We start from the raw sequence: 20,741 nt of genomic DNA, 5'->3' as shown, positions 1-20,741 counted from the left end.
TAACGCGTAATGCTTGCTGCAGTTGGAGAAGTGATATCGCCTACGGGAGGCGTGCTGCGAAAGGTTCTGCCAAGACTGTCACGTTCTATAGTTAATTCAGGATGTCCTACTGCTTCAACACGGTTTGCATTAGGCGTGAAAAATGGTTCCGAAGTGTAGATGATGTTACTGGTTTGATTTTGCAAATAGCGCGTATACGAAGTGCGATAACTTCCATTACTTTTTTCGGAAAGAGTTGAAACCTGGATAATCTTCCCCTGCCCATTTCGATGTATCACCTGTCTTGCGTGAATGTCACTTCCCGCATCACTGCTAATATTAGTGAAACGCTTTACAATGGTTCCAAACAAACCATCTCCAAAATCTACATGATCGTCATAGACAAACCGTTCTTGCCATTGGTTTTGAAACGTTCGTTCGAGCAATCTTCCAAAACCATCGTAACTAAAGGTGCTCACTCTTCCATCTGGCGCAACACTTCGCGTTATTTTCCCCACACGAATGTTATACTCTGCTTGAAATGTAAATTCACCGGCAACGGTAGTGCTCGTGGGAAGTGCATGCAGGATATTATCATATGAAAGAGTAGTGATTACATTTTTTGGATTTGTAATCCTGATAACATTTCCATACTCATCATATTCATAACTTGTATGAAGGGTTTGATCTGCTTCACCCGCATATTGAAGCAACACCTGCCTTTCCCGAAGGTTGAGACGAGCATCATAGTTTGTTTCTACTCGATTTTTGAGAGTTTCTTGATGTCCATTGCGTTCGAAGATTTCTGTTATGCCCACAAAGGATGTTGGCAATGCTCCGAAGTCGGTGGCAATATTTTGCAGTGCCGAATATCGCGTAAGCCGCGGAATATCTACACCTTCTTCACCAAGATTGAGGATTGAAGTTTTGTTTCCGCTTTCAACACTATAGCTAAAGCTAATAGAGCTGGTTCTTCCCGCAGCTGCTCCCTCGTAATCCACCATCTTTTTTCGCGCAAGATAAGCAAATGTAGTGTGATGAAGTGGAGTTGCAACATCCCATTGATAGGTAGTGACATCTTTGTGAACTAATGCTGCATTTTCAGGCTTTCGAATATAACGTGAAACGCGATAGAGCTTTCCGGAAAGAGCCGCATACGTCCATGGACGAATACCATCAATAGATATTTCCTGCTCGAGGCTTCGTGGGGTAATAGTGGGATTGTAATCAAAAGAAGGAACGGCATCATCAACATAAATGATATTGTTGGCACTGAGATTGTGAGATTGATGGTACCAACGCTTTTCTACATTTCCCAATGAGTCACGAATGCGAACAAAACCAAAACCATCAAACTTTCTTCCCTTCGGATTTCCCCAAGGAAAATAAAATTGTCCCATAGCATAATCAATATTGGTAACTTTTTCTTCATCACCTTCACGTTGCACAATTTTCGTAAGATTAAACTGGTGAAACGGAAGAGAACGATTGTGCAACTTAGAACTAGGACTGTAATACAAATGGGTCTCAACACCCAATCCATTGTTAATCACACTTAGCGCTTGAGGTGGTTGTTGATATGCTGGCTGTTCCTCGGGGTCAAACTTTGTAAAATGGACGGCATATGCATCATTTCCAACAGGAGCAATACGATCAGGGTAGCCATCACCATTCAAATCAAGCAAACCAGGTAAACCGTTCTCATATGAAAAATGATTTGAAAGTTGATCGTCCTGAATAGGATCTTCTAAAATTTCTGCATCGTCAGCAAAAGCTGTTCCCAGATTGTAATACACAAGAAAGCGAGGAAGAGCATCTGGTGATGATGAGGTGGTAACGAGATCAACTCTTCCATCACCATTCATGTCCTGAAAACTGGTCTGCCCCCCTGAAAAATGAAGAGGAGCATCCCATCTTTCTCTGAAATCTGACCAACCATACCCAGTATTGTAATAGACATCGATGGATCCAGAATTTGCTACTCTATCTGGAAGACCATCGCCGTTCATATCGATAAGATATACTTTTACACCTTCCGTTTCGGGGCTGGGATCTATCCATTCATCTGCTACCACTGAAAAACTTCTTCCAAGATTGCGATAGACAAGAAAAACATTTCTTGCTTCGTCATGAATAATGCGATCTCTCAACCCATCACCATTCATGTCTCTAAAATTAAGTTTACCACATTCATCTCGATGTATCGCACTTTGACAAGCGGGGTCATTCCAACGTTCAGCGTAACTCCATCCACTTCCATTGTTATACTGAACAAAATAACCTTCGAATACTTCAGGTTCTCCAGTAATATTAATTCTGCCACCTAGAATGCGATCGGGTAAACCATCACCATTCATGTCGATGAGATCGTTATCATCTTCGTCATTGCAGGGGCCATTACAAATATCTGGCCAAAGATGAGGCTGTGCTTCAAAATCAGTTCCAGTATTGAAATAGACAGCAAACGAACCTATAGCTCGATCTTCAAAAACACGATCAAGCAAGCCATCACCATTCATATCAAGAAATTTGTGATGTTTATCTACGACATCCGCCGCTCCAAGAGGATCACGAAATGGTATTCGCTGAGCATTCCAATAACGCTCATTTTCCAATGAAGAATATTCAAATCTTATTTCAGGAAGTTCTGTAACTACGTTATCACGATTTGCCCAGGCTCGCTTGAGAATTCCCGCTAGCTTTATCGTTCCACCTTCAGTGTCATAGCGAAACACATATTGCTGAACTCCACTTACACCTTGTTCAAAAACAATGACACTACTTAAACGTTTAGGCAGGGTTACTCTAAAACCAGCTTGAAAATTTTTTGTGATGTATTCGTTATCTTCATAACGAAATTCAATTCTGAATTTTCCGCTCTCATTTTGATGGCCAGTGTATTCAATGCTGCTTAAAAAATGTCCACTCATTTGATAGTGAATGGTATTTCCGTTTGGATCTTTTACAGTGGCAAGATACCAACGAAATGTTTTTATTTGATCATTGTCTTCAAGCCTGCTTTCAGGTTCCTGCCCAAACAAGTATTGTTTTCCTGTTTTGTCATACATGGTCCAAGTGTTTTGGCATTTGAAAAAACGCTTTTGATCTTCGCCCTCTACTTTATATCGATATTCATCACAGCTGTTGGCACGCTCGCCCGTTGCAATAAGCTGACGAGACTGACCTTGCTCATACGAAACATAATCATCACCTGCATAATTTGGAGTTCCGTCAATAAGCGAACGTTGAATGTAACGAAGATTGAGCTCCCAGCCAATACCCACTTCACTTGCTTTTGAGCGGCGCTGACTGTTATACATCAGTGTAAGTTTCGGCGTCATCCCTTGTCTTCCCTGAGGAAGCTCAATGTCATAACGATAGGTTGCAGCGCCGGTAAAATAATCCGGTTCAAAATTGGCATTACTTACACCAGAGCTATCTCCACTTGCATCTGCTCCTGGAAGATTTTCTACCTGGCCATCCCCCGCATCTTGAGCGAAACAAAATGAAGAGAGAAATGAAAACAGAAAAACAAAAATAAAAACCAATCGTGTTCGTTTCATACTCATTTTTTCCCTTCTACTGAAGATAAACTAAGTGACTTTGAAGGACACTTCTCCACAAAATCAAGAATCACTGCTCTGAATACAGGCGAAGTTGCTTGTTGTTTCCATGTCCACTTTGGGAAAAGTTCTTTTGCTTCAGGTTTCAAAACACCATCGGCATCGAATAATTCTTTTGCAGTGTAGGCTTCAGGTGGGCACAAACGTTTTGGCGCCAAAATCATGCGAGTTGTTTTTTCATTTTGATTTTCGTTTGGGTTCTCACGAGGCGTTTTGTAAGCACCACCAATCCATTTTTCGTGAAGCACTCCATTTTCAAATCCTCTTTCAGTATACTCATAAGCAGATGCTCCACGCACAAACGGAAGTTGGCTTTTGTATGGACAATAAAGACCGTAGTCATCATCTTTGCAGTCTACATCCGGACGAATACCATCAAGAGAAATATATTGGCGTACACTTTGTGATCTTCCTACGGCAAGACGCTTATCTCTTTGCGGATTTTCAGAAGTTTCGTTTGCAATTGCAATAACCCGCAAATGAAGATTCTTATTTTCTGGTTGGTTTAAATAAAGTGAAGCTGCATCTAGAACGGGTTCTGCAAAGAGAGAAAGTGCACCACCTAAAACTTCTTTTCTCCATTGTGGTTGAAGAGAAATATCGGGATTATCATTTGCAAACAAAAGAAAACGCGGAGGATAGCGAAAAGGAACACACTCCAGAGGTGGCCAATTCAAAAAGGTTTGCAAGCCATGGCGCAAAACTTTTTCTTGAGATTGAATATGTTCTTTAAGTTTAGGATAAGCATCTTCTTGAACATTCTTTGCTTCTTCGGAAGCATTTTTTACAGAAGCAAGCTCCTCTTCACAACTTAATCCTTCAAATCCATCCATTGGAAGAAGGTCAACATGTTGAGGAACAAATGAAACATTTATTTCTGGAGATTTTTTAGGACAGTATGATTTAATTTCTTCATGAATACTTCGTTGATGTTGTTTTACAGAACGAAGAAAATGATATGCTTCCTCATTAAGGGCATCTGCTACTAACAATTCTTCACGCTGTTTTCTTAGAGGTGAGAGTTGAAGTGCAAGTTCATTTTTTTGATGAACAAGCTCTTGGTAACAGGAGTCTGATTTCCCAATACCAACTGTCATGGTGATGTGTGCACTCCAAGTCTGCTCTGTATAATCTTCAAGGAAAGATTTTCCCCAACTTGGCCCAACAGCAAGTTCAAGCCCTAAGCGAGGATCAAACTGAAGGTCAGCAGCAAGAACAGCACCTCCGCGGAAAAGAAGGTCATCTCCATCTTGTGGATCAAGCCCACCTTGAGCATGAAATGTTCCACTTCCAGCACCTATTTCTCCTGTTGGCATAAGAGAAAAACCCCAAAAGAGAGGAATTTTATATCCAACGCGTCCACCACCTAAGAGACGGTTTGCACCACCATCAGATCGTGTACTTGAGGTATAATCAAGCATGCCTTCTAAAACGAGATGGGGGAAAAATAAATCTTCAACACCAAATCTGGCGGCTATAGGAAAATGGTTATAACCAGCATTGTTTTCAAATCTCCACTTACGCTCACTTGCTCCAGCGGAAACACCCGCGCGTAATTTCGTTTCTCCGGCGCTCTTCATTGTCCTTCCTCATTTCCTCTCCCCTGCACTTGTTTCCATTGAAATCTTCTCAGCATAATACTGTTTGCTGGTTGCATATTTGGAAGAACAACAACCACATCATCGCCTTGCTGCGATATTGCTATACGGGCATCAGCGGGAACTGATGCTAAAACTGTTCCTCGATATTCACTTTCAGATACTCCACTTTCAACACTTCCAACAGAAGCAAGATATGCCTTTGCAGCATCGCGACCATCTTCTTCCAACCACACCATGCCAAGACGATGTTGGTCATCTAGTGTTAAGCTGGGAGAAAAAATATTTGAGCCATTCTCAGAAAAGGTGAACAAAGTTTTCACACCTTCTTCAGGAAGAAAATGAGCAACACCTTTCCCGGCTTCACTTTGCCATGCTGCAATTTGCACCACTGGTGTAGAAACAATGACAGGAAAGCGTCCATTACTTTGAACTTCATCGATGTATGAAATATTTTCCGGAGCACTCACCTCTTCACCATCAAATGTAAAACGTGCCCGCATAATATTTCCAAACGCTGTACTCCCTTCTTGCCACACCACCTCAAGCGTATTGCCATCCACAACAGAAAGATCAGGATTTTTTACGTGAAGTGTGTCGTCTGGCGCTGCGCGTCTATTCACCAAAACACGCTCTGGGCCTATTTCTCCTTCGGGTGTGATAATACTTAGGTTCACACGATCACGATCTGTCCAAACAAGTGCAAAATTATTATTGGGAAGACTTTTTATAGAGGCAATGGTGTTTCTGCGCTCAGTATCAAGGGTTGCAAAAGGAAGTATAGCTACCTGTTTTGGATCACTCAAAGTTCCATCAGCTTCTCTTACTCTAAGTGAAAGATGTGTTTCATTATCATTTCTAAGATGAGGAAAAAGAATTGCCGTTTGCCCATTCTCATTTGTCGCAATGGAATGAGTTAAATTGCACGTGGTCACTATACTTGCTGAAGTAATTCCAACATCTTCAATTTCACCTATTCCAACTTCGAGATGTCTTGGCGAAACTTCACTAAGATAAAGTGAAAGACCTTCTTCCCAACTCAGAAACGTGTGATCGTGTGAACTTGAAAGCTGTGGACAAGTTGGAATATTTTCGCGTTGCAAAAAACCTTGCCCCTGAAAAAGAAGTGTCCAAGGTTTTGGTGCGCTAGGATCTGGCATTGGTGCAGGTAAGCCGCCATCTCTTTCTGAGTCCGAAACAAATGGTGCACATCCATTTGCTTCAGGATCTAAGCTTGGATGCGGATCATTTGGGCATTCATCTTTGTCGTCAGAAATGCCATCACCATCACTGTCTCCATTTCGAGGAAGTGGGCAACCGTTAAAAGTATTTCCAAAAACTTCAGGACATTCATCTTCACCATCTGGTTTTCCATCTCCATCTTGATCAGGTACAACATCAGCATCAGTGAGAGCTGCTTCAGATGTTGCAGAGTCACATCCTGCAAGGCCAAGAAGAAAAAGAATAACAACAACACTCACACCACCATCAAGAAGTTTTGGCACTGCAACAGATTTGGAAACAGAATTCAGCAATGCAAAAGATGTGTTTGCAAACGAAAATGAACTTCCCACAGCTTCAAGTGCAAGCGCTTCACTTGCAACAGCTTGCAGATTTTGTGATGCAATTGTTTGTGGTGAATTTAAGTTTAATTTTATACTCATCGTTTTTCTCTTTTCTGTTTTGCTTTGTCATCCTCGCGAAGGCGTCCTGCCTGCCGGTCAGGCAGGGGATCCACAATTCCATTTCAATTTCAAAATCCCTGGATTCCCGACAACTTCATTCGGGAATGACAAAGAAGATCCACTATTACGGACCACTATTCACTTCGCAGCGATCTCCAATGCCGTTGTCGTTTGTATCTTCTTGTCCTGGATTGGAAATGGTTGGACAGTTATCCACTTGGAGTGGATTGCCATTACAGTCTTTCGGGCTATCACTAAAATTATCGCCATCACTATCGGGGTTTCGAGGATCAGTTTCGCCAAGGTAAAATTCTACAACGCCATTTCCGTTGGCATCTTCTTCACCATCTTTTAATCCATCACAGTCGGTGTCAGGATTTAATGGATCTGTATCTGAAGCGATAAAAAACTCATAAATTCCATCACCTTTTGTTTCGATATAGTCGGAAAGGCCGTCATTATCACTGTCTGCAAGAACCGCAGAAGTTTCACCGACATCTTGAATGCCATTTCGATTTTTGTCTTCAATTCCATCAAGAAGACCATCACCATCAGTGTCGATATTAAACGGATCACTTTCACCCTCATCTACAAGCTCGTTAAAAATTCTATCTTCAAACAAATCGATGATACCATCGCCATCTGAATCTTGTTCAAGAATAACATTCTCTGAAAACTCACTGGTGTTTCCATTTTCATCGGTAAGCAATGTTGTAATTTTTGTTCGCCGCGGAATAATGGTTGGGAGATCGAGTGTAAATTTTCCATCTTCGCTCTCAACCAAATAGGCTTCTGGCAAAATCATATTCTCTCCCTCGCCAAAACCCGAAGGATCACCCTGATTTTGCAACACTTCAAGAGCAGTACTGCCATCGGTTAGGTACACTTCAAGAACAGAATGTTGAAGTGCGTATCCAGTCAGCTGAAAAGTGTAGGTCAGACGGCCATCAGGACGATAAAGACTGCGCATTTTTACGCGGAGATCGTGTGGAAAATTAACCAAAGCATTTGGTCCTTGGTCGATATCTTCAGCATCGTTTTCATTTACACCTTTTTGTCCAAGATCAATACCCAATCCATAGTTGTGATAGAAAACGTTGTTGTTGATCCGATTCCCAAAACTTTCGCTTGTTCCATCTAGGCGAACTCCAGCAACACCGTTGTAAGAAAAAATATTGTGATTTTCTCGTTGAAAACCACCAATCTGATTTTTTGAAGCAGTGTTTCTAAGGTGAATTCCATTTTTACCGTTTGAAATGGCACATTCACCCCCCAATTTATATTCAGCTTCTTTCTGTTCAAATGAATCACCTTCAAAATCATTAAGAGGCGCATCTTCATTTGGGGTTGGCGCAATAAGCTGACAACCACCAGATGTTGCTGGATGTGCATTTACGACAGGATTATTTTCTGATTCGTCAGTAACTGCATTATTTTCTTCAGTTAAAGCTTGTTCAAGTGGAATATTTTTATCATCTTTATCCGAAGGATCTTCAGGAGGAATTCGAGAACAGTCTTCGTAAGATCGGCCAATATTATTTCCTTGAAATAAATTTCTATCACCATCAACCAAAATACCATCCAAAGTATTTTGACTTATTTGACTCTTGAGAATGCTGTTCGCATCGCCTTCAATATAAATTCCAATATCATTTCCATGATTCCCTTCAGAAGCAGGAAGAACTCCGGACGAAATCTGGAAAGCTCGGTTTCCATTTCCGATGAAGCAAAGTCCAATGCCGGGATGATTTTCGGCGTCTCTATTTTTGAAGTTAACAAACGAAAGGTATTCAAATTCATTATTATTACTTTCCACTTTCAGCATACAGTTATCGGTAAGCTCGCCATCACTCATATCGATATCTGTGCCTGAGATCACATTTCGAACATTTGGTTTTCCAAACATAAAAATGCGGCCATCACAATCTGCAGGAATGGTAAGTGGTGTGTGCAAACGAATGGTGTCCAAACGTCCAAAAACAATCAGATCATCACCTTTATCTCGACATGCATATCTCAAAACGTTTCGGAGGGATCTATCGTCTTCATCATCTCCATTCCCAGCCTGAGTAACATGCCTCACCAAACACTCATCTGTTGGGCATTGCGGATCACCATCGGAATGCACTTGTTCTAAGTTCATGGTGGAACAAACGACAAAAAGAATTGCAGCGAAGAGGAAAAATCGTTTTTTCATTCCTGCCCCCTTCCTTGTAAAAGAATTTCTTGTGCTTTCGGAGAAAGAACAACGCCGTTGCCAAGAGTTCTAAACACGCCACAAGCAGCAGTGGCTTCAACTTGTGGATCGTTCGTCACCAAGCAGAGTTGCGATCGGTACTGCACTGCTGCCTTCGGCGAAAAGGTTATACGCAGTGGACGAACGCTATGCGGTGGAACAACAAGTTGACGCGATGATGGCGTAAAAATAAAACGGTCTACACTTCCTGCTTCTTGTCCAAGATCAACCCACTTCACAAAAAGTGGACCATCACCATCATTATGAATAGCCATAACATGTTCGCTTGTTCGACCAACACGAGTTGAGCGAAATCCAATTCCTTCAGGTTCAATTCGAAGTTTTGGAGCAGCACCTTCCACACTTGCCGCTATAGGAATGATGATTGTTCGAAACGCAGAATCGTTTTCGCCTTCAATAATAAGCTCGCCTTCATAACTTCCGCTCCAATCTGGTTGGAACATCACTGTTACCTCGGCATCACCTTCCGATGGGATTTCAAAATGACGTGGATTTACATCAAAGCCAAGCGTGTGAGCTATGTAGGCAGTGACTTTAAGAGGAATATCACTTTTGACATTGGAAACAGGAATGCGAACAACTTCTTCAATGGTATCCCCAATGTGCGCATTCTCAATCTGAATGCGAGGCTCAGAAAAATCAACCAAGAGGTTTGCTATGTTACGTCCATTTCCCTTTATTGGAATCTGCAAAGGATAATGATTTCGATCGTCTGTAAGAAGAGTTATTTTTCCACTTGTCACACGTGTTGTCTTGGGAAGAAAGTCAATGTTGATTCCCACTTCATTTCCAGGAGCAAGACTTTGAATTTGCTGAAAGTGATCGGACATTTCAAAAATGCCTTCAGTTTCTCCATCAAGCAAAATATCAAAAACCCTCAATGGTCTATCGCCAGTATTACGTAAAATAATGCTGCGATGTTGATTTGCTTTTGTTCCAAATGCATCTCCTTCAGAAAAATTTTCCCCGAAGGCAAGCATCTCCAACACCGGGAACTGCGCCAAACTAGGGTCTAAACTGTTGGCCAGTTCAAAACGATCTGAAATATCGTCATTGTCACTGTCTGGATTTCTGGGATCAGTTCCGTAATTGTATTCGGAGCTAGCGGTGAGACCATCATCATCGTCATCACCTTGGTTAGGATCGTTCGGAATTTCGGGAAGCCGGAAGGATTGCGTTGAACACAGGGCAGTTTCTATTTGTTCAGTTCCATAAAGAGGACACACACGGAAATCATAATTTTTCTCTGTCATCAAACCATAATATTTCGCTCGATAGGGAATGGTGAGGGCTGATGTGTTGTAAGGCTTAAAGGTATCAAAAGGCAGCCATGTATCTCTATCATCTTTACTCACCTCAAGCTGAAATCCAGAAAGGCTAGGGTCAAGAAGAGGATTTATGTGAATAAGCGCTCCATGATGAAGGGGAAGTGGAAGAGTGCTGATTGCTTGGATTCGCTGAATGCGAACGGCTTCAAACGCAAAGAGAGTATGAGAAGGAAGGAATAAAAAAATGTTTATAAAGCCAAAGAATAGCAACAGTTGTTTTGTCATCTTCATCCCCTTTTGCAGAGAAAAGCTATGCAATAGACATACCGGTATAAGTGAAAAAAGAAGCTTCAAAACTTCTTGTTTGTGTGTGTTAGAAAAAAGAGTTTTCGAGATTTGTTTGATGTTCAGTGTTCGGAACAAATGGTGTGTTCGGAGATGCGCAAAACTGAACGCAGACGGATCATCGTATCCTTTTCGCAGAGAAAAGGAATCCACTTTGTTAGTGTGTTTGAAAGAAGCTTCTTGCACCTACAGCATCGCTTTCTCTCCCCGTATGTTTTTTCCCTGTGGCATTCTAAAGCACAAATGTTTTTTGTTGGTCAACTAAAAAATGTCTCATTTTTTTCATTTTTTTAAATTAAATATATTTAAATCATTTGTCTCATGGTTTAAACATGAAACATATAAGTATAATTTGTTGATTTTATTCAAGAATATTTTCAATTCTTTTTTGGTGATGGAGAAGTATTGTGCCATGGGATATTTTTAAATTAATTGACACACTTTTTGAGACATGTAACCTTGAGTGAGCGTTTTGATACAATAAAGGAAAAACTATGTACGAATTATGTGTTTGGATTCACGATCGACTTCCCTTTCTTTATCCCCTTGAAGAAGAAACAAGTGTTGGGGGAGATGAGCTTTGTGCTTTGTCTTTACCGAATCTTCCAAATGGCATTCAGGCATCTTTTGAAGTTCACCTCGACAAAGTTTTACTTTTTCCTCGGGGTGAAATGGCTATTTTTTGTAATGGAGAAGAAGTAAAAGCCGCTCTTTCTCTTCAACCACATGACATTATTGATATTGGAGATTATCGATTGCATTTTTTTGAATCATGTCAGGTGAGTCGACAACACATTCAGGAGGTGGATGATGATGAGTCCATTGAAATTACGCTTGATGAAGAGGAAGGTTTACCCATCATTACTTTCTTTATGGACGAACCTCTTTCGTTTGCAGCTAGCTCTCTTATACTTGGTCGTCAGGAAGGATGTCATGTGCGGTTTTCAGACGACCCTGAAGCAAAAAAACATGTTTCACGAAAACATGCAGAGGTTTTTTTGCAAGCAGGAAAATACCGAATACGTGACCTCAAAAGTACAAAAGGCATTTTTCTCTATGATAACCGTATTACAGAATGTGAACTTCCTGTTCGGGGGTTGATTCGCTTAGGTGGTGTTTCAGTTCCATATCAAATTTCTCCATTTCAAAGTAAAGATCGTAATATTACGGAAGAAGGATTTTTGCTTCCAACATCACATGAAAAGCTGCTCCCAAAGCGATTCGTGGGGCATGACAATAATGTTCAAGCTTTTTTTAAAAAACTGCAAGAGGCTGTAAAAGACAATCGACCTCTTTTACTTTTTGGAGAACAGGGAACAGGAAAAACATTCAGTAGTCGTATAGTGCATCTTCTTCACCCAGAGCGAAAAGATCATGCTTTTGTCACTCTTGATATAAAACACATCCCTGCACACTTAAGTGAAAGCCTTCTCTTTGGTCATGAGACTGCTGCGGTGAGTGGCGCCCAAAAGGCAAAAAAAGGGGTATGTGCCAAAGCTCATAAAGGAACTCTTCTTCTCAAGCATATTGATGCACTTCCTTTGCCTGTTCAAGAAAAATTAGTCATCCTTCTTGAAGAAGGGGTAGTTACCCCTGTGGGTACAAAACAACATCAGCCTGTTGATCTTCGACTTATTCTTACAACAGAGGATGATCCAGAGCAGTTAAAAAAACATCAAAAACTTCATGGGGACTTGTTTGCGTTTTGCCATTGGAAGCTCAAACTTCCCTCTTTGGAAGAACGCAAGGATGACATTCACCTTTTGATTCACTCTTTTCTCCAACGTATTCAAGCACAGGTACGCTTTGAACGCCCAGCACTTCGTTTTTTATATCACTCTCCATGGAAACGAAATATTAGAGAACTGTTTGCAACTGTAGAACAGGCATTAATTAGAGCAGTTTTTCGAGGAAATGATATGGTAACGCTTGATGATGTGAAGTTTAAAAAAGGAGTTCAAAAAGAAGCTGCCTTAGAGTGGAAACAACAAGAAATTATTTCAGCGCTTGAGCGCAATCAGGGCAATGTCAACAAAGCGACGCGCGAGCTCAACATTCCTCGAAGCACTTTTTATCGGAAAGTAAAAGAATTCAATATTGAGATCAAGGCTTACCGAAAGAAGAAGATTTAAAACAACCACAATGCTAAGCCGCCTTTTTTTCTAGAGTTTGAGTCTCATTTCAAGTTTTCAGTGTAAAATAAGCCAAAATATTTCAAAAATTTAACGGCCATTATTATCTGCAAGGAAAATAAAAGTTTCACTGTTTTGTTCGGAAACCTGTATTTTTATTAGATAAGGTGTTCTGAAATGTGGAATTTTACCTTTTAATTTCAGCAAGTTAACGGTTGCTTTTGATGTAAATTCTTGGTTATTTCGAACCATGACGAAATTGGTTATTTTGCAAAAAGGGATAAAATTGGACGTTCCTCTCCCCTTGCTGGTTCAAGGAAGAGCATTTTCTCTTGTGCAAGCACTTTACAGTTATTTTCCTGAAGCAACCATCTATATTGAGATGGCAAATGAATTAACTTTTGTATCTCCTCAAAAAGGAGAAATGTTTTTTTATGGTTCATCTTTACAGTCTGATCATTATCTTCTTGCTGACATCGTAAAACAAATTACTCAATCGTTATCTCGGGTTCATCGGAAGAGGTGTTAGGAATCACATCGACAACAAGAGCTGTGATGTTGTCTCTTCCTCCAATATCTTTTGCAATTTCTACCATTCGTTCACATGCTTCCTTGGTCCCACTTTTTTCGAGCAGACCTTTTAATTCTCCCTCTTTAAGCATATTACTGAGCCCATCACTGCAAAGAAGAAAACGATCTCCTTCTTCGAGATGAACCACATCTATGTCAACTTTTACTTCTGGTTTAAATCCAACTGAACGCGTAATAACATTTCGCTTAACATGCACCAAAGCCTCTTCTGGCGTGAGTTTCCCCTCTTTGACCTGTTCTTCAACCCATGTGTGATCTTGGGTAATTTGTTGTAATTTATTTTTTCGATAACAATATGCACGTGAATCACCAACGTGAACAATGTACGCTTTTTTCTCTTTTACAAAGAGAGAGACAAGCGTTGTTCCCATTCGTTTTCGTTTTTTAAGAATGTCGGGAAGATTATTTGTTTCTTCAGATTTCATCAATTCTTCGTTGCGTTTGTAGAGGTCATAATTAATTGAAAGAACAGCTTGAGTAAGTAAATCTTCATCCTGAAGATTGGGAAGAGCATCATCAATAGATTGCTCCTCTTCATCACTTATGTCGTCTATAATATCTTCTAACTGAAGGGATGCAAATTGACTTGCTACTTCTCCTCGTGCATGTCCTCCCATTCCGTCGGCGACAATGAATAATCCTAAGCCTTCATTGACCAAAAACGTATCTTCATTATTTTCTCTCTTGCCAATATTTGTGGCTGTGGCTGCCTTAAGTCTAAAAATCATATGCCCCCTTTTGTAAATCCAGCCCGTTCATTGTAAGCAAAAACTTATTTTGAGGAAAGACCTTTCTTTTGGCCCTTAGGAGGCATAATTTCAGGCCTTTTTTTTGTTATCATGATTGAGATGAGGGAAAAAATTTGATATACTGTTAGGCATATAACTTACTGAAATTTTAGGTTTTTTTGGCTATCAAAAACTCTGGAGCTTGCTCCAGAGTTTAATCCAGGGAAATCTGCTAACGGTTTTTCGGCCCCAAGGGGCCGAGTTTTAACTGCTGGACTCGGATAAAGGGGGAATTATATGGCATACGAATATGGCATTGATAAGACTGATTGGTGTTTGGATGAATCGGTCTTTGACAATCTAGGATACACTCTTCTCTGGGAAATTTCCTCGGGGTCAAAAACTACGTCTTACGCCGCTGAAGACAACAAGAGCAAAGAAAAAGTGACCCTTACTTTTTTTGAAGTACATAAACTTTTTAAACGATTCCAGCTCAGTTTTCTTCATGAGGGACTCTCTTCTGAAGAAGCGGTACAAAAAGCAAAAGAAGCTGTTACGAATTATATCAAAAGTTACGAATTGCTTTTGGGACGAGTACATCAGTTAGAGCATGAAAACATTGCTCAACTTCATTCATTTTGTTTTCGCGAAGATATGGGGCTTGATAAGCCTTTCATTATTTCAGAATACGTTCCCGGTTCTGATTTTTTCACCTCAACACGAGGAATGAATCCAATTCAAATGATATCTCTGTTTGTTCCTATCTTAGAAGGGCTAGATTTCATTCATCAGAATAACATGCTCCATCTTAACCTAAAACCATCAAAAGTGAGAATCAACCGCGAACAAAAACCCCCTCTGGTAAAATTGACGGACTTTGGAAACGCTTTTTTAATGGAAGATCAAAAAACTCCTCTGCGAGGCACTGCTTTTTATATGGCTCCAGAAGCTATTGAAGAAAAAAGAGAAATTATAAATGAGCGAACTGATCTTTATTCATTTGCAGTCCTTGCTTACTACTGTCTTACCGGAAAGCAAGCTTTTCCAGAACGTGCTCAGATCCATACAGATCGAAAAGCTTTACAAGAAATGATAAAGCATGAAGGAATGCCAGCACCACTTCTTCACCATAATAAAGAAATTCCACAAAAGTTGAATGATCTTATTCTGAAATTGCTTTCACCAAATCCTGAAGATCGAGAATTTTTTGATGCGGGTGAAGTGTTGGCCTATATTTACAATGCGTGGCCGGAAGCCAGTAAGGAAATGCCATTCGAACAAACATCAACCATTATTTAGGTTTTTAAAAATATGAAACATGAAAAGCTTTCTTCACAGAATGCAGGCTGTATGCTCTCCCCAAAACCAGGGGATGTGATTGATGGCCATCGCATTGTCACTCCCAACATTGCTCAGGGCGGGAGTGGTGTAGTTCATGAAGCTCTTGATCCACAAGGGCGCCGTTGTGCTCTGAAGGTGCTGCATCGAGAAAAACTTCTTTCTCTCTTTAGAGAACGTATCAAAAGTGAAAATGGAAACGAAGAAAACATTTCAGATCATACAGAAGAAAAATATAAAACTTATATTCAGATGTTTAAGGATGAATATCAAAAACTTGTAGGACTCATTCATCCCCATGTTGCAAAAGCATATCACTTTGGATTTCATGAAGGGCACTTTTATTTCTCTTCAGAATTTATTGAGGGAAAGCCGATTGCAACCTATCTTCAACACGCAGAGCCTCGTGCAATGGTTCCGCTTTTCGTTCAGGCACTTGAGGGACTCGATTTTCTTCACAAAAGCGGATTGATACATCTTGATGTAAAGTCAGAAAATGTTTTGGTACAAGATATTAATGGAAAACCGCAGGTGAAAATTATTGACCTCGGACTGTCAATGACTCCTGAAGAATATGGAGGCCAGTATTTTGGAAGCACACACTACATTGCTCCTGAAGTTGCACTTGGAGAAAAAGAAAAAGTAGACGCAAAGGCTGATCTTTTTTCTTTTGCGGTGTTAATGTACGTTTCCCTTTCTCATGGCATTTCATATCCTTTTCCTCGAACAGCAAAAAAAGATCCAAAAGTGATTCAAGAGCTTATTCGAAAAGAAAAATTGCGAAGACTCCCCTCTTCTTTTTATCGTCAGGAGCCGGAAAAATACCCTGAGTTTCTAGATACACTCTTACATCATCTTCTTGAGAGAGAACCTGAAAATCGTTTTTATCCCACAGCTCGTGCAGTGATAAATGCTCTTCTTTCCGGAAGTCCTGATTGTTTTGAAATGACAGATGAACGTGCTTCTTATCTTGTCCCTGAAGGAAACCAGCATGTGGGGAGAGAAAAAATTCGAGAAAAAATAAGAAGCTATATTCAGGGAATTATTTCCGAAAAAAAGAAACAAGCCCCACTTCTTTTCATTGAAGGAAATGAAGGGCTTGGAAAAACACACCTGCTTCAAAAATGTAAAGAACGAGTGAGTTTGGAAACAGAAAACATACATCTTCATCATATTAGTTTTCCATCAGATGATGATGTCTCCATTCAGTGGGAAGAAAATCTTTCTCAAGTATTATCACAATCAGAAAAACCGATTGTCGTTTTAATTGACAATCTTCATGAGCTTTATGCTGATGAAGAAAAAAGAAAAGATACTTCCCCATTGTTTCATTTAGAAACATTTATAGAACGTCTCTTTCTCTTGGTTCATGATCGAAATAAAAAAGCAAAGCTCTTTGAAGAAACTCCACCTCTTCTCATTTGCGCCACATATGATCCAAAATATTTTTCAGGTGAGCAATTTTTAGGTGCTCTCAATATAAAGTCTGAGTTTGAAATGCTTAAACTCGAACCCCTTTCCTATCTCGAAGTGCTTGATTATCTTAAGCTCACTCCAGCTTTTAAGGGAAGAGAACTTCCCCTTGAACGAGTTGATTTGCTTTATCAACAAACGAATGGGATTCCCGCTGAGCTGAGAGAACAGCTTGAGGTGATTGATAGTCACGGTGTACTTTTTGATTTGGAAGGAAATATTCTCCTCGGTTTAGTACAAAAAGAAACAAGATCAATCGCCCCACGGACGCAGGCTCGCTTGTTTGAACAATATCAGCAGTGTGATATTGAAGAAGCAAGAATTCTTAAGTTTATGTCCGTATGGAATTGGAAACATCTCGCTCCGGCGGCAAGCTACAATGATATTTTTAACTTTCTCCCCCTTCTGATGTTGAAGCAAAAACTCAATGAATTGGTAAGGAAAGAAATTCTTCTCTATGATGTAGATAAATCAACATACAATTTCAGAAATAAAGATTTCCTTCCCTCTCTTGTTTATAGATCAATGCCACAAGAAGAAAGATCCTATTGGCACGAACAGATCTACCACTTTCTTGTTGAACAAAACTTGGATGGAGACCTGCGTCTCTTACATAAAGCTTTTAGAAAAGGCGATGCACAAACCTATAAAGCGATCTATCAATTAGCTTCAAAAAAAATAAAACAAGAAATGAACATTCCTCTTGCGGTTGAATTATGTGAACATGCTCTCAACATTATTCCGAAAGAAAAAAAGAAGTTACGATTTTGTTTCAGCTTTCTGTTAGCTGATGCTTACCGGTGGCTTGGGAATTCCTCGAAGGCAGAAGAATTTTCTCTTGAAACATTTCAGAGTATTGAGTCTGAAAAAATATGGAAAATTAAATTTCTTCTTCAACTCGCAGCTCTGAGTTTAAGTAAAAAAAACTACAATAAAAGCAGTCAATTTTTACATGATGCAAAAAAACTTTTTTCAAAGAAACATTTTTTAGAATGTCCAACTCCCCTCTCTTTGTCACTGCTCAATCTTGAAGCGCAGTATCATTACGAGTTAGGCCGAAACAGTACTCAAGCGGACGTTGATCTGAAGAAGGCAAAATTTCTTTTTGAAGCAGCAAAAGTGTTAGAAGCGAAACTTCCTGAAGAGAATAGAAGTAGGGTTCATAATAATTTAGGATTTGTATTGCGACATTTGGGAGAGTTTGAAAGTGCAATTAGAGTTTTCAGCGAAGAGCTTTCAAAGTTTAAAAAAGAGAAACAGCTGAGTGGAATTATTGAAACATCACTTTATATGGCAAACTGTTATCGTCTGCTTCGACAATATGATGAAGCTCTAAGGTACGCCGAGAAAAGTTTAGATCTCGCGCAAAAAGCTAAACAAGGAAAATGGTTAGAGCTTGCATACAACATCCTTGCTACCATCTACCACGACTCCGATAAATTTGAGCTGGCCTTAAAAGCAAATGATCATTATCTTGCAGCAGCTGCTTTGCAAAAAAATGAACGGGAATATAAACAATGCTCTATTGTATGTTGGGGGAGCAAGGGTCGTTGTTATAAAGAGTTACATCAATTCAATAAAGCTATTCTTCATTTTCAAGAAGTTATTCATTTGGGAGCTGAACCCATGTATCTAATGGGTGCATATCAAGGCCTTGGGTCAAGTTATTATCAAAAAGGTGAACTTGAAAAAAGTAATGAAAATCTTCAACATGCTGAAATAATTATGGATCAACTTCCCGCAAAGGCTGTTGAAGCCTATCGTTTCCCGGTGAGTCTCATGCGTGCTCGAATTTTCTTTCAGCAAGGAAAAATTGATGAAGCACATAAAGTATTGCTAAGAGTTAAGCCCTTAATTCAGAAAAATCGAAAATGGAAAATGGAATTTGAAAAAGTGGTAAGTGAAATTGATGTTGAAACAACAGTTGAAACGACTTAGGGAGATCTTTGCATTATTCAATTTGTCATTCCCGCGAAGGCGGGAATCCAGCAATTCGTGTTCCTTCTTGTCATTGTGAATCGTTTTTTGATGAAGCAATCTCCTCTAAGCAATTCTAAAATCAAGATTGCTGCAGTCGCTTTGTTCCTTCGCAATTGAAGGAATTATGTAAAGGTCCTTAGAGTTACTTATTTTGAAAAAGTTTTGCTATTTCCTTCCAAGAAATAGCTTGAATACGTGGTGATAATTGGATTGGATTCGGAGTCTGACACACAACGTAACCTTGTTTGGCTTTTTTATATTCCCGAAGAAAAATATCAAGATTTTTGGTATCTCGTTTGGAGGGAGAATCTGTCCACTTTACCTCAATGGGAATAAGATCTTTTTCTTTATCGATAATCCAATCAACTTCTGGACCATCTGCATCTCTCCAAAATCGAATTTTTATTTTTGCATGTGATTGTCTGGCATACCGAATGAGCTCAAGCCCAACATATTGTTCAAAGAGTTCCCCCATTCGTATTTTCCCAGGCTTAACTCCTTCAGCTGCACATAATCTCCGTATTCCCAGATCAAATAAAAGATAGCGGCTGGATTTCGTCAATTTTTTTCGCGTAATGCTGGTCGTAATGGGATCAATACGTTCCGCGATAAGACAATCTTCTAAAATTTCAAAATAAGATGCAATAGTAGTATGATTTACTCCTATTTCTTGTGAAAGTTTATGATAGTTGATTATTTTTCCTGCTTCTAAACCTGCATATTCGAGAAATCTCAAAAAACTTCCCATGTTTCGTACTAACGCTTCCGCACGGACCTCTTCTTCAAGGTATGTTTCGACATATGATTGAAGATCTATTTCGCGATCTTTTTTTTCAGATACTGCAACAATTCCCGGTAATGTCCCGTAGAGGAGGTTTTCTTCCAATGATTGTTTGGAGTATTCTTGAAGGGAGAATGGGTCAAGTCGCATAGAGACAACTCGGCCTGGAAGTAAATTGACAGCCCCACTTCGTTTGAGTTTTCTGGCCGATGAGCCTGTTAAAATAAATTGAGCTTTTTTCTGATCGATAAGGTTTTGAACTGTATCAAGAAGATGAGGAACTTTTTGAATTTCATCAATAATGATAAGACTTTTCTTTTTTGTTTCCTGAAAAAGAACTTCAATTTCTCCAGCGAGGAGTGTTGGTTCCTTTTCATAGCGTTGCCTGACATGAGCATCAACGAAGGAGATGGTTTTTGTTGCGGGGAAGGTTGTAAGAAGCGTTGACTTTCCTGTTTGCCTCGGACCAAGCAAAAGAATACTTTTTCCTCGTTTGAGATGGTGTTCAATAGCCTTTCTGATGGTTCTCTTTATTATTTTCATATCGCCATCAATTTTCGGCGAAAATTGATGGCTTGTCAACAAAGATATTTTCTTTCTCTTTAACGGGGTGAACAGGGCAAATGTAAAGTCTTATTTAGATTTGTCCTGTTTTTCACATCTCAGGAGGATGAGAATCCCGGAAAAAAGAAGGAAGAAGATGAAACTTCTCCCGGGAGAGCTTGGAGCAATGCTCAAAGAACAGCCCCCAGCTCCAACACTGTTTGCACTTGTAATACCTCCGATGCCACCACTGCCATTTCCTGTAAGAGCGCTTGATGTTGTTTGGCTGTTTCCACTCTCTTCATCGTCTGGTAAGATGCCAGGGTCTGCTGATGCAATGTGCACCCCTTCCCCACCACCCTCTGTAAGAAGTCCAGCGGCTCCAATGCCACCACCTGGAGAGAATTGTTCAATGTCAGG

At 40.0% G+C, this 20,741-nt stretch carries 11 protein-coding genes and 1 pseudogene (1 of these 12 running past the window's edge); 3 read left to right on the top strand and 9 right to left on the bottom strand.

What is annotated here, in order from left to right; translation table 11 throughout:
* The 5 genes and pseudogenes from COV43_06260 to COV43_06240 form a co-directional block, all read right to left on the bottom strand.
* Positions 1–3,548 (bottom strand): annotated as a pseudogene (locus COV43_06260) (hypothetical protein); it reaches 273 nt to the left of the window's first position.
* The gene (locus COV43_06255; protein ID PIR25251.1) at positions 3,545–5,182 is read right to left on the bottom strand and encodes a hypothetical protein; all 1,638 of its coding nucleotides are present in this window, start codon (positions 5,180–5,182) and stop codon (positions 3,545–3,547) included. Before COV43_06255 ends, COV43_06260 begins: the two are co-directional and overlap by 4 nt.
* The gene (locus COV43_06250) at positions 5,179–6,864 is read right to left on the bottom strand and encodes a hypothetical protein (protein ID PIR25250.1); all 1,686 of its coding nucleotides are present in this window, start codon (positions 6,862–6,864) and stop codon (positions 5,179–5,181) included. Before COV43_06250 ends, COV43_06255 begins: the two co-directional genes overlap by 4 nt.
* 145 nt (positions 6,865–7,009) lie before the next feature.
* Entirely contained in the window at positions 7,010–9,082 is a 2,073-nt protein-coding gene (locus tag COV43_06245) for a hypothetical protein (GenBank protein ID PIR25249.1), read from the bottom strand.
* Positions 9,079–10,941: a hypothetical protein gene (locus COV43_06240; GenBank protein ID PIR25248.1), complete on the bottom strand. Its 1,863-nt coding sequence runs from the start codon at positions 10,939–10,941 to the stop codon at positions 9,079–9,081. Before COV43_06240 ends, COV43_06245 begins: the two co-directional genes overlap by 4 nt.
* Before the next feature lie 308 nt (positions 10,942–11,249).
* Between COV43_06240 and COV43_06235 the strand changes: the two genes are divergently transcribed.
* Complete coding sequence (locus tag COV43_06235) at positions 11,250–12,887, top strand: hypothetical protein (protein ID PIR25247.1); 1,638 nt, start codon at positions 11,250–11,252, stop codon at positions 12,885–12,887.
* Positions 12,888–13,150: 263 nt separating this feature from the next.
* Here COV43_06235 and COV43_06230 read toward each other — a convergent pair whose 3' ends face one another.
* Positions 13,151–13,330, bottom strand: coding sequence for a hypothetical protein (locus COV43_06230; protein PIR25246.1), 180 nt, complete (start codon positions 13,328–13,330; stop codon positions 13,151–13,153).
* A gap of 45 nt (positions 13,331–13,375) precedes the next feature.
* The gene (locus COV43_06225) at positions 13,376–14,206 is read right to left on the bottom strand and encodes a protein phosphatase (protein ID PIR25245.1); all 831 of its coding nucleotides are present in this window, start codon (positions 14,204–14,206) and stop codon (positions 13,376–13,378) included.
* A gap of 297 nt (positions 14,207–14,503) precedes the next feature.
* Between COV43_06225 and COV43_06220 the strand changes: the two genes are divergently transcribed.
* On the top strand, positions 14,504–15,505 hold the full coding sequence (locus COV43_06220) for a hypothetical protein (protein PIR25244.1): 1,002 nt from the start codon (positions 14,504–14,506) through the stop codon (positions 15,503–15,505).
* A gap of 12 nt (positions 15,506–15,517) precedes the next feature.
* On the top strand, positions 15,518–18,955 hold the full coding sequence (locus COV43_06215; protein PIR25243.1) for a hypothetical protein: 3,438 nt from the start codon (positions 15,518–15,520) through the stop codon (positions 18,953–18,955).
* Positions 18,956–19,139: 184 nt separating this feature from the next.
* Here COV43_06215 and COV43_06210 read toward each other — a convergent pair whose 3' ends face one another.
* A complete protein-coding gene (locus COV43_06210) occupies positions 19,140–20,363 on the bottom strand; it encodes an ATPase (GenBank protein PIR25242.1) in 1,224 nt (407 codons plus the stop codon).
* 48 nt (positions 20,364–20,411) lie between these two features.
* Positions 20,412–20,741, bottom strand: a 330-nt coding sequence (locus COV43_06205; GenBank protein ID PIR25241.1) for a hypothetical protein, incomplete at its 5' end; no start/stop codon positions are given.

It is taken from the genome of Deltaproteobacteria bacterium CG11_big_fil_rev_8_21_14_0_20_42_23 (assembly GCA_002796345.1).
Classification (GTDB): domain Bacteria; phylum UBA10199; class UBA10199; order 2-02-FULL-44-16; family 2-02-FULL-44-16; genus 1-14-0-20-42-23.
The sequence above is the reverse complement of the archived record's forward strand: the minus strand, read 5'-3'. Positions and strand labels throughout refer to the sequence as shown.

Bases quoted from the DNA above. Each gene is read 5' to 3' on its own strand.
- COV43_06255 (PIR25251.1), bottom strand. From the start codon at position 5,182: ATGAAGAGCGCCGGAGAAACGAAATTACGCGCGGGTGTTTCCGCTGGA.
- COV43_06250 (PIR25250.1), bottom strand. From the start codon at position 6,864: ATGAGTATAAAATTAAACTTAAATTCACCACAAACAATTGCATCACAA.
- COV43_06245 (PIR25249.1), bottom strand. From the start codon at position 9,082: ATGAAAAAACGATTTTTCCTCTTCGCTGCAATTCTTTTTGTCGTTTGT.
- COV43_06235 (PIR25247.1), top strand. From the start codon at position 11,250: ATGTACGAATTATGTGTTTGGATTCACGATCGACTTCCCTTTCTTTAT.
- COV43_06230 (PIR25246.1), bottom strand. From the start codon at position 13,330: ATGAACCATAAAAAAACATTTCTCCTTTTTGAGGAGATACAAAAGTTA.
- COV43_06225 (PIR25245.1), bottom strand. From the start codon at position 14,206: ATGATTTTTAGACTTAAGGCAGCCACAGCCACAAATATTGGCAAGAGA.
- COV43_06220 (PIR25244.1), top strand. From the start codon at position 14,504: ATGGCATACGAATATGGCATTGATAAGACTGATTGGTGTTTGGATGAA.
- COV43_06215 (PIR25243.1), top strand. From the start codon at position 15,518: ATGAAACATGAAAAGCTTTCTTCACAGAATGCAGGCTGTATGCTCTCC.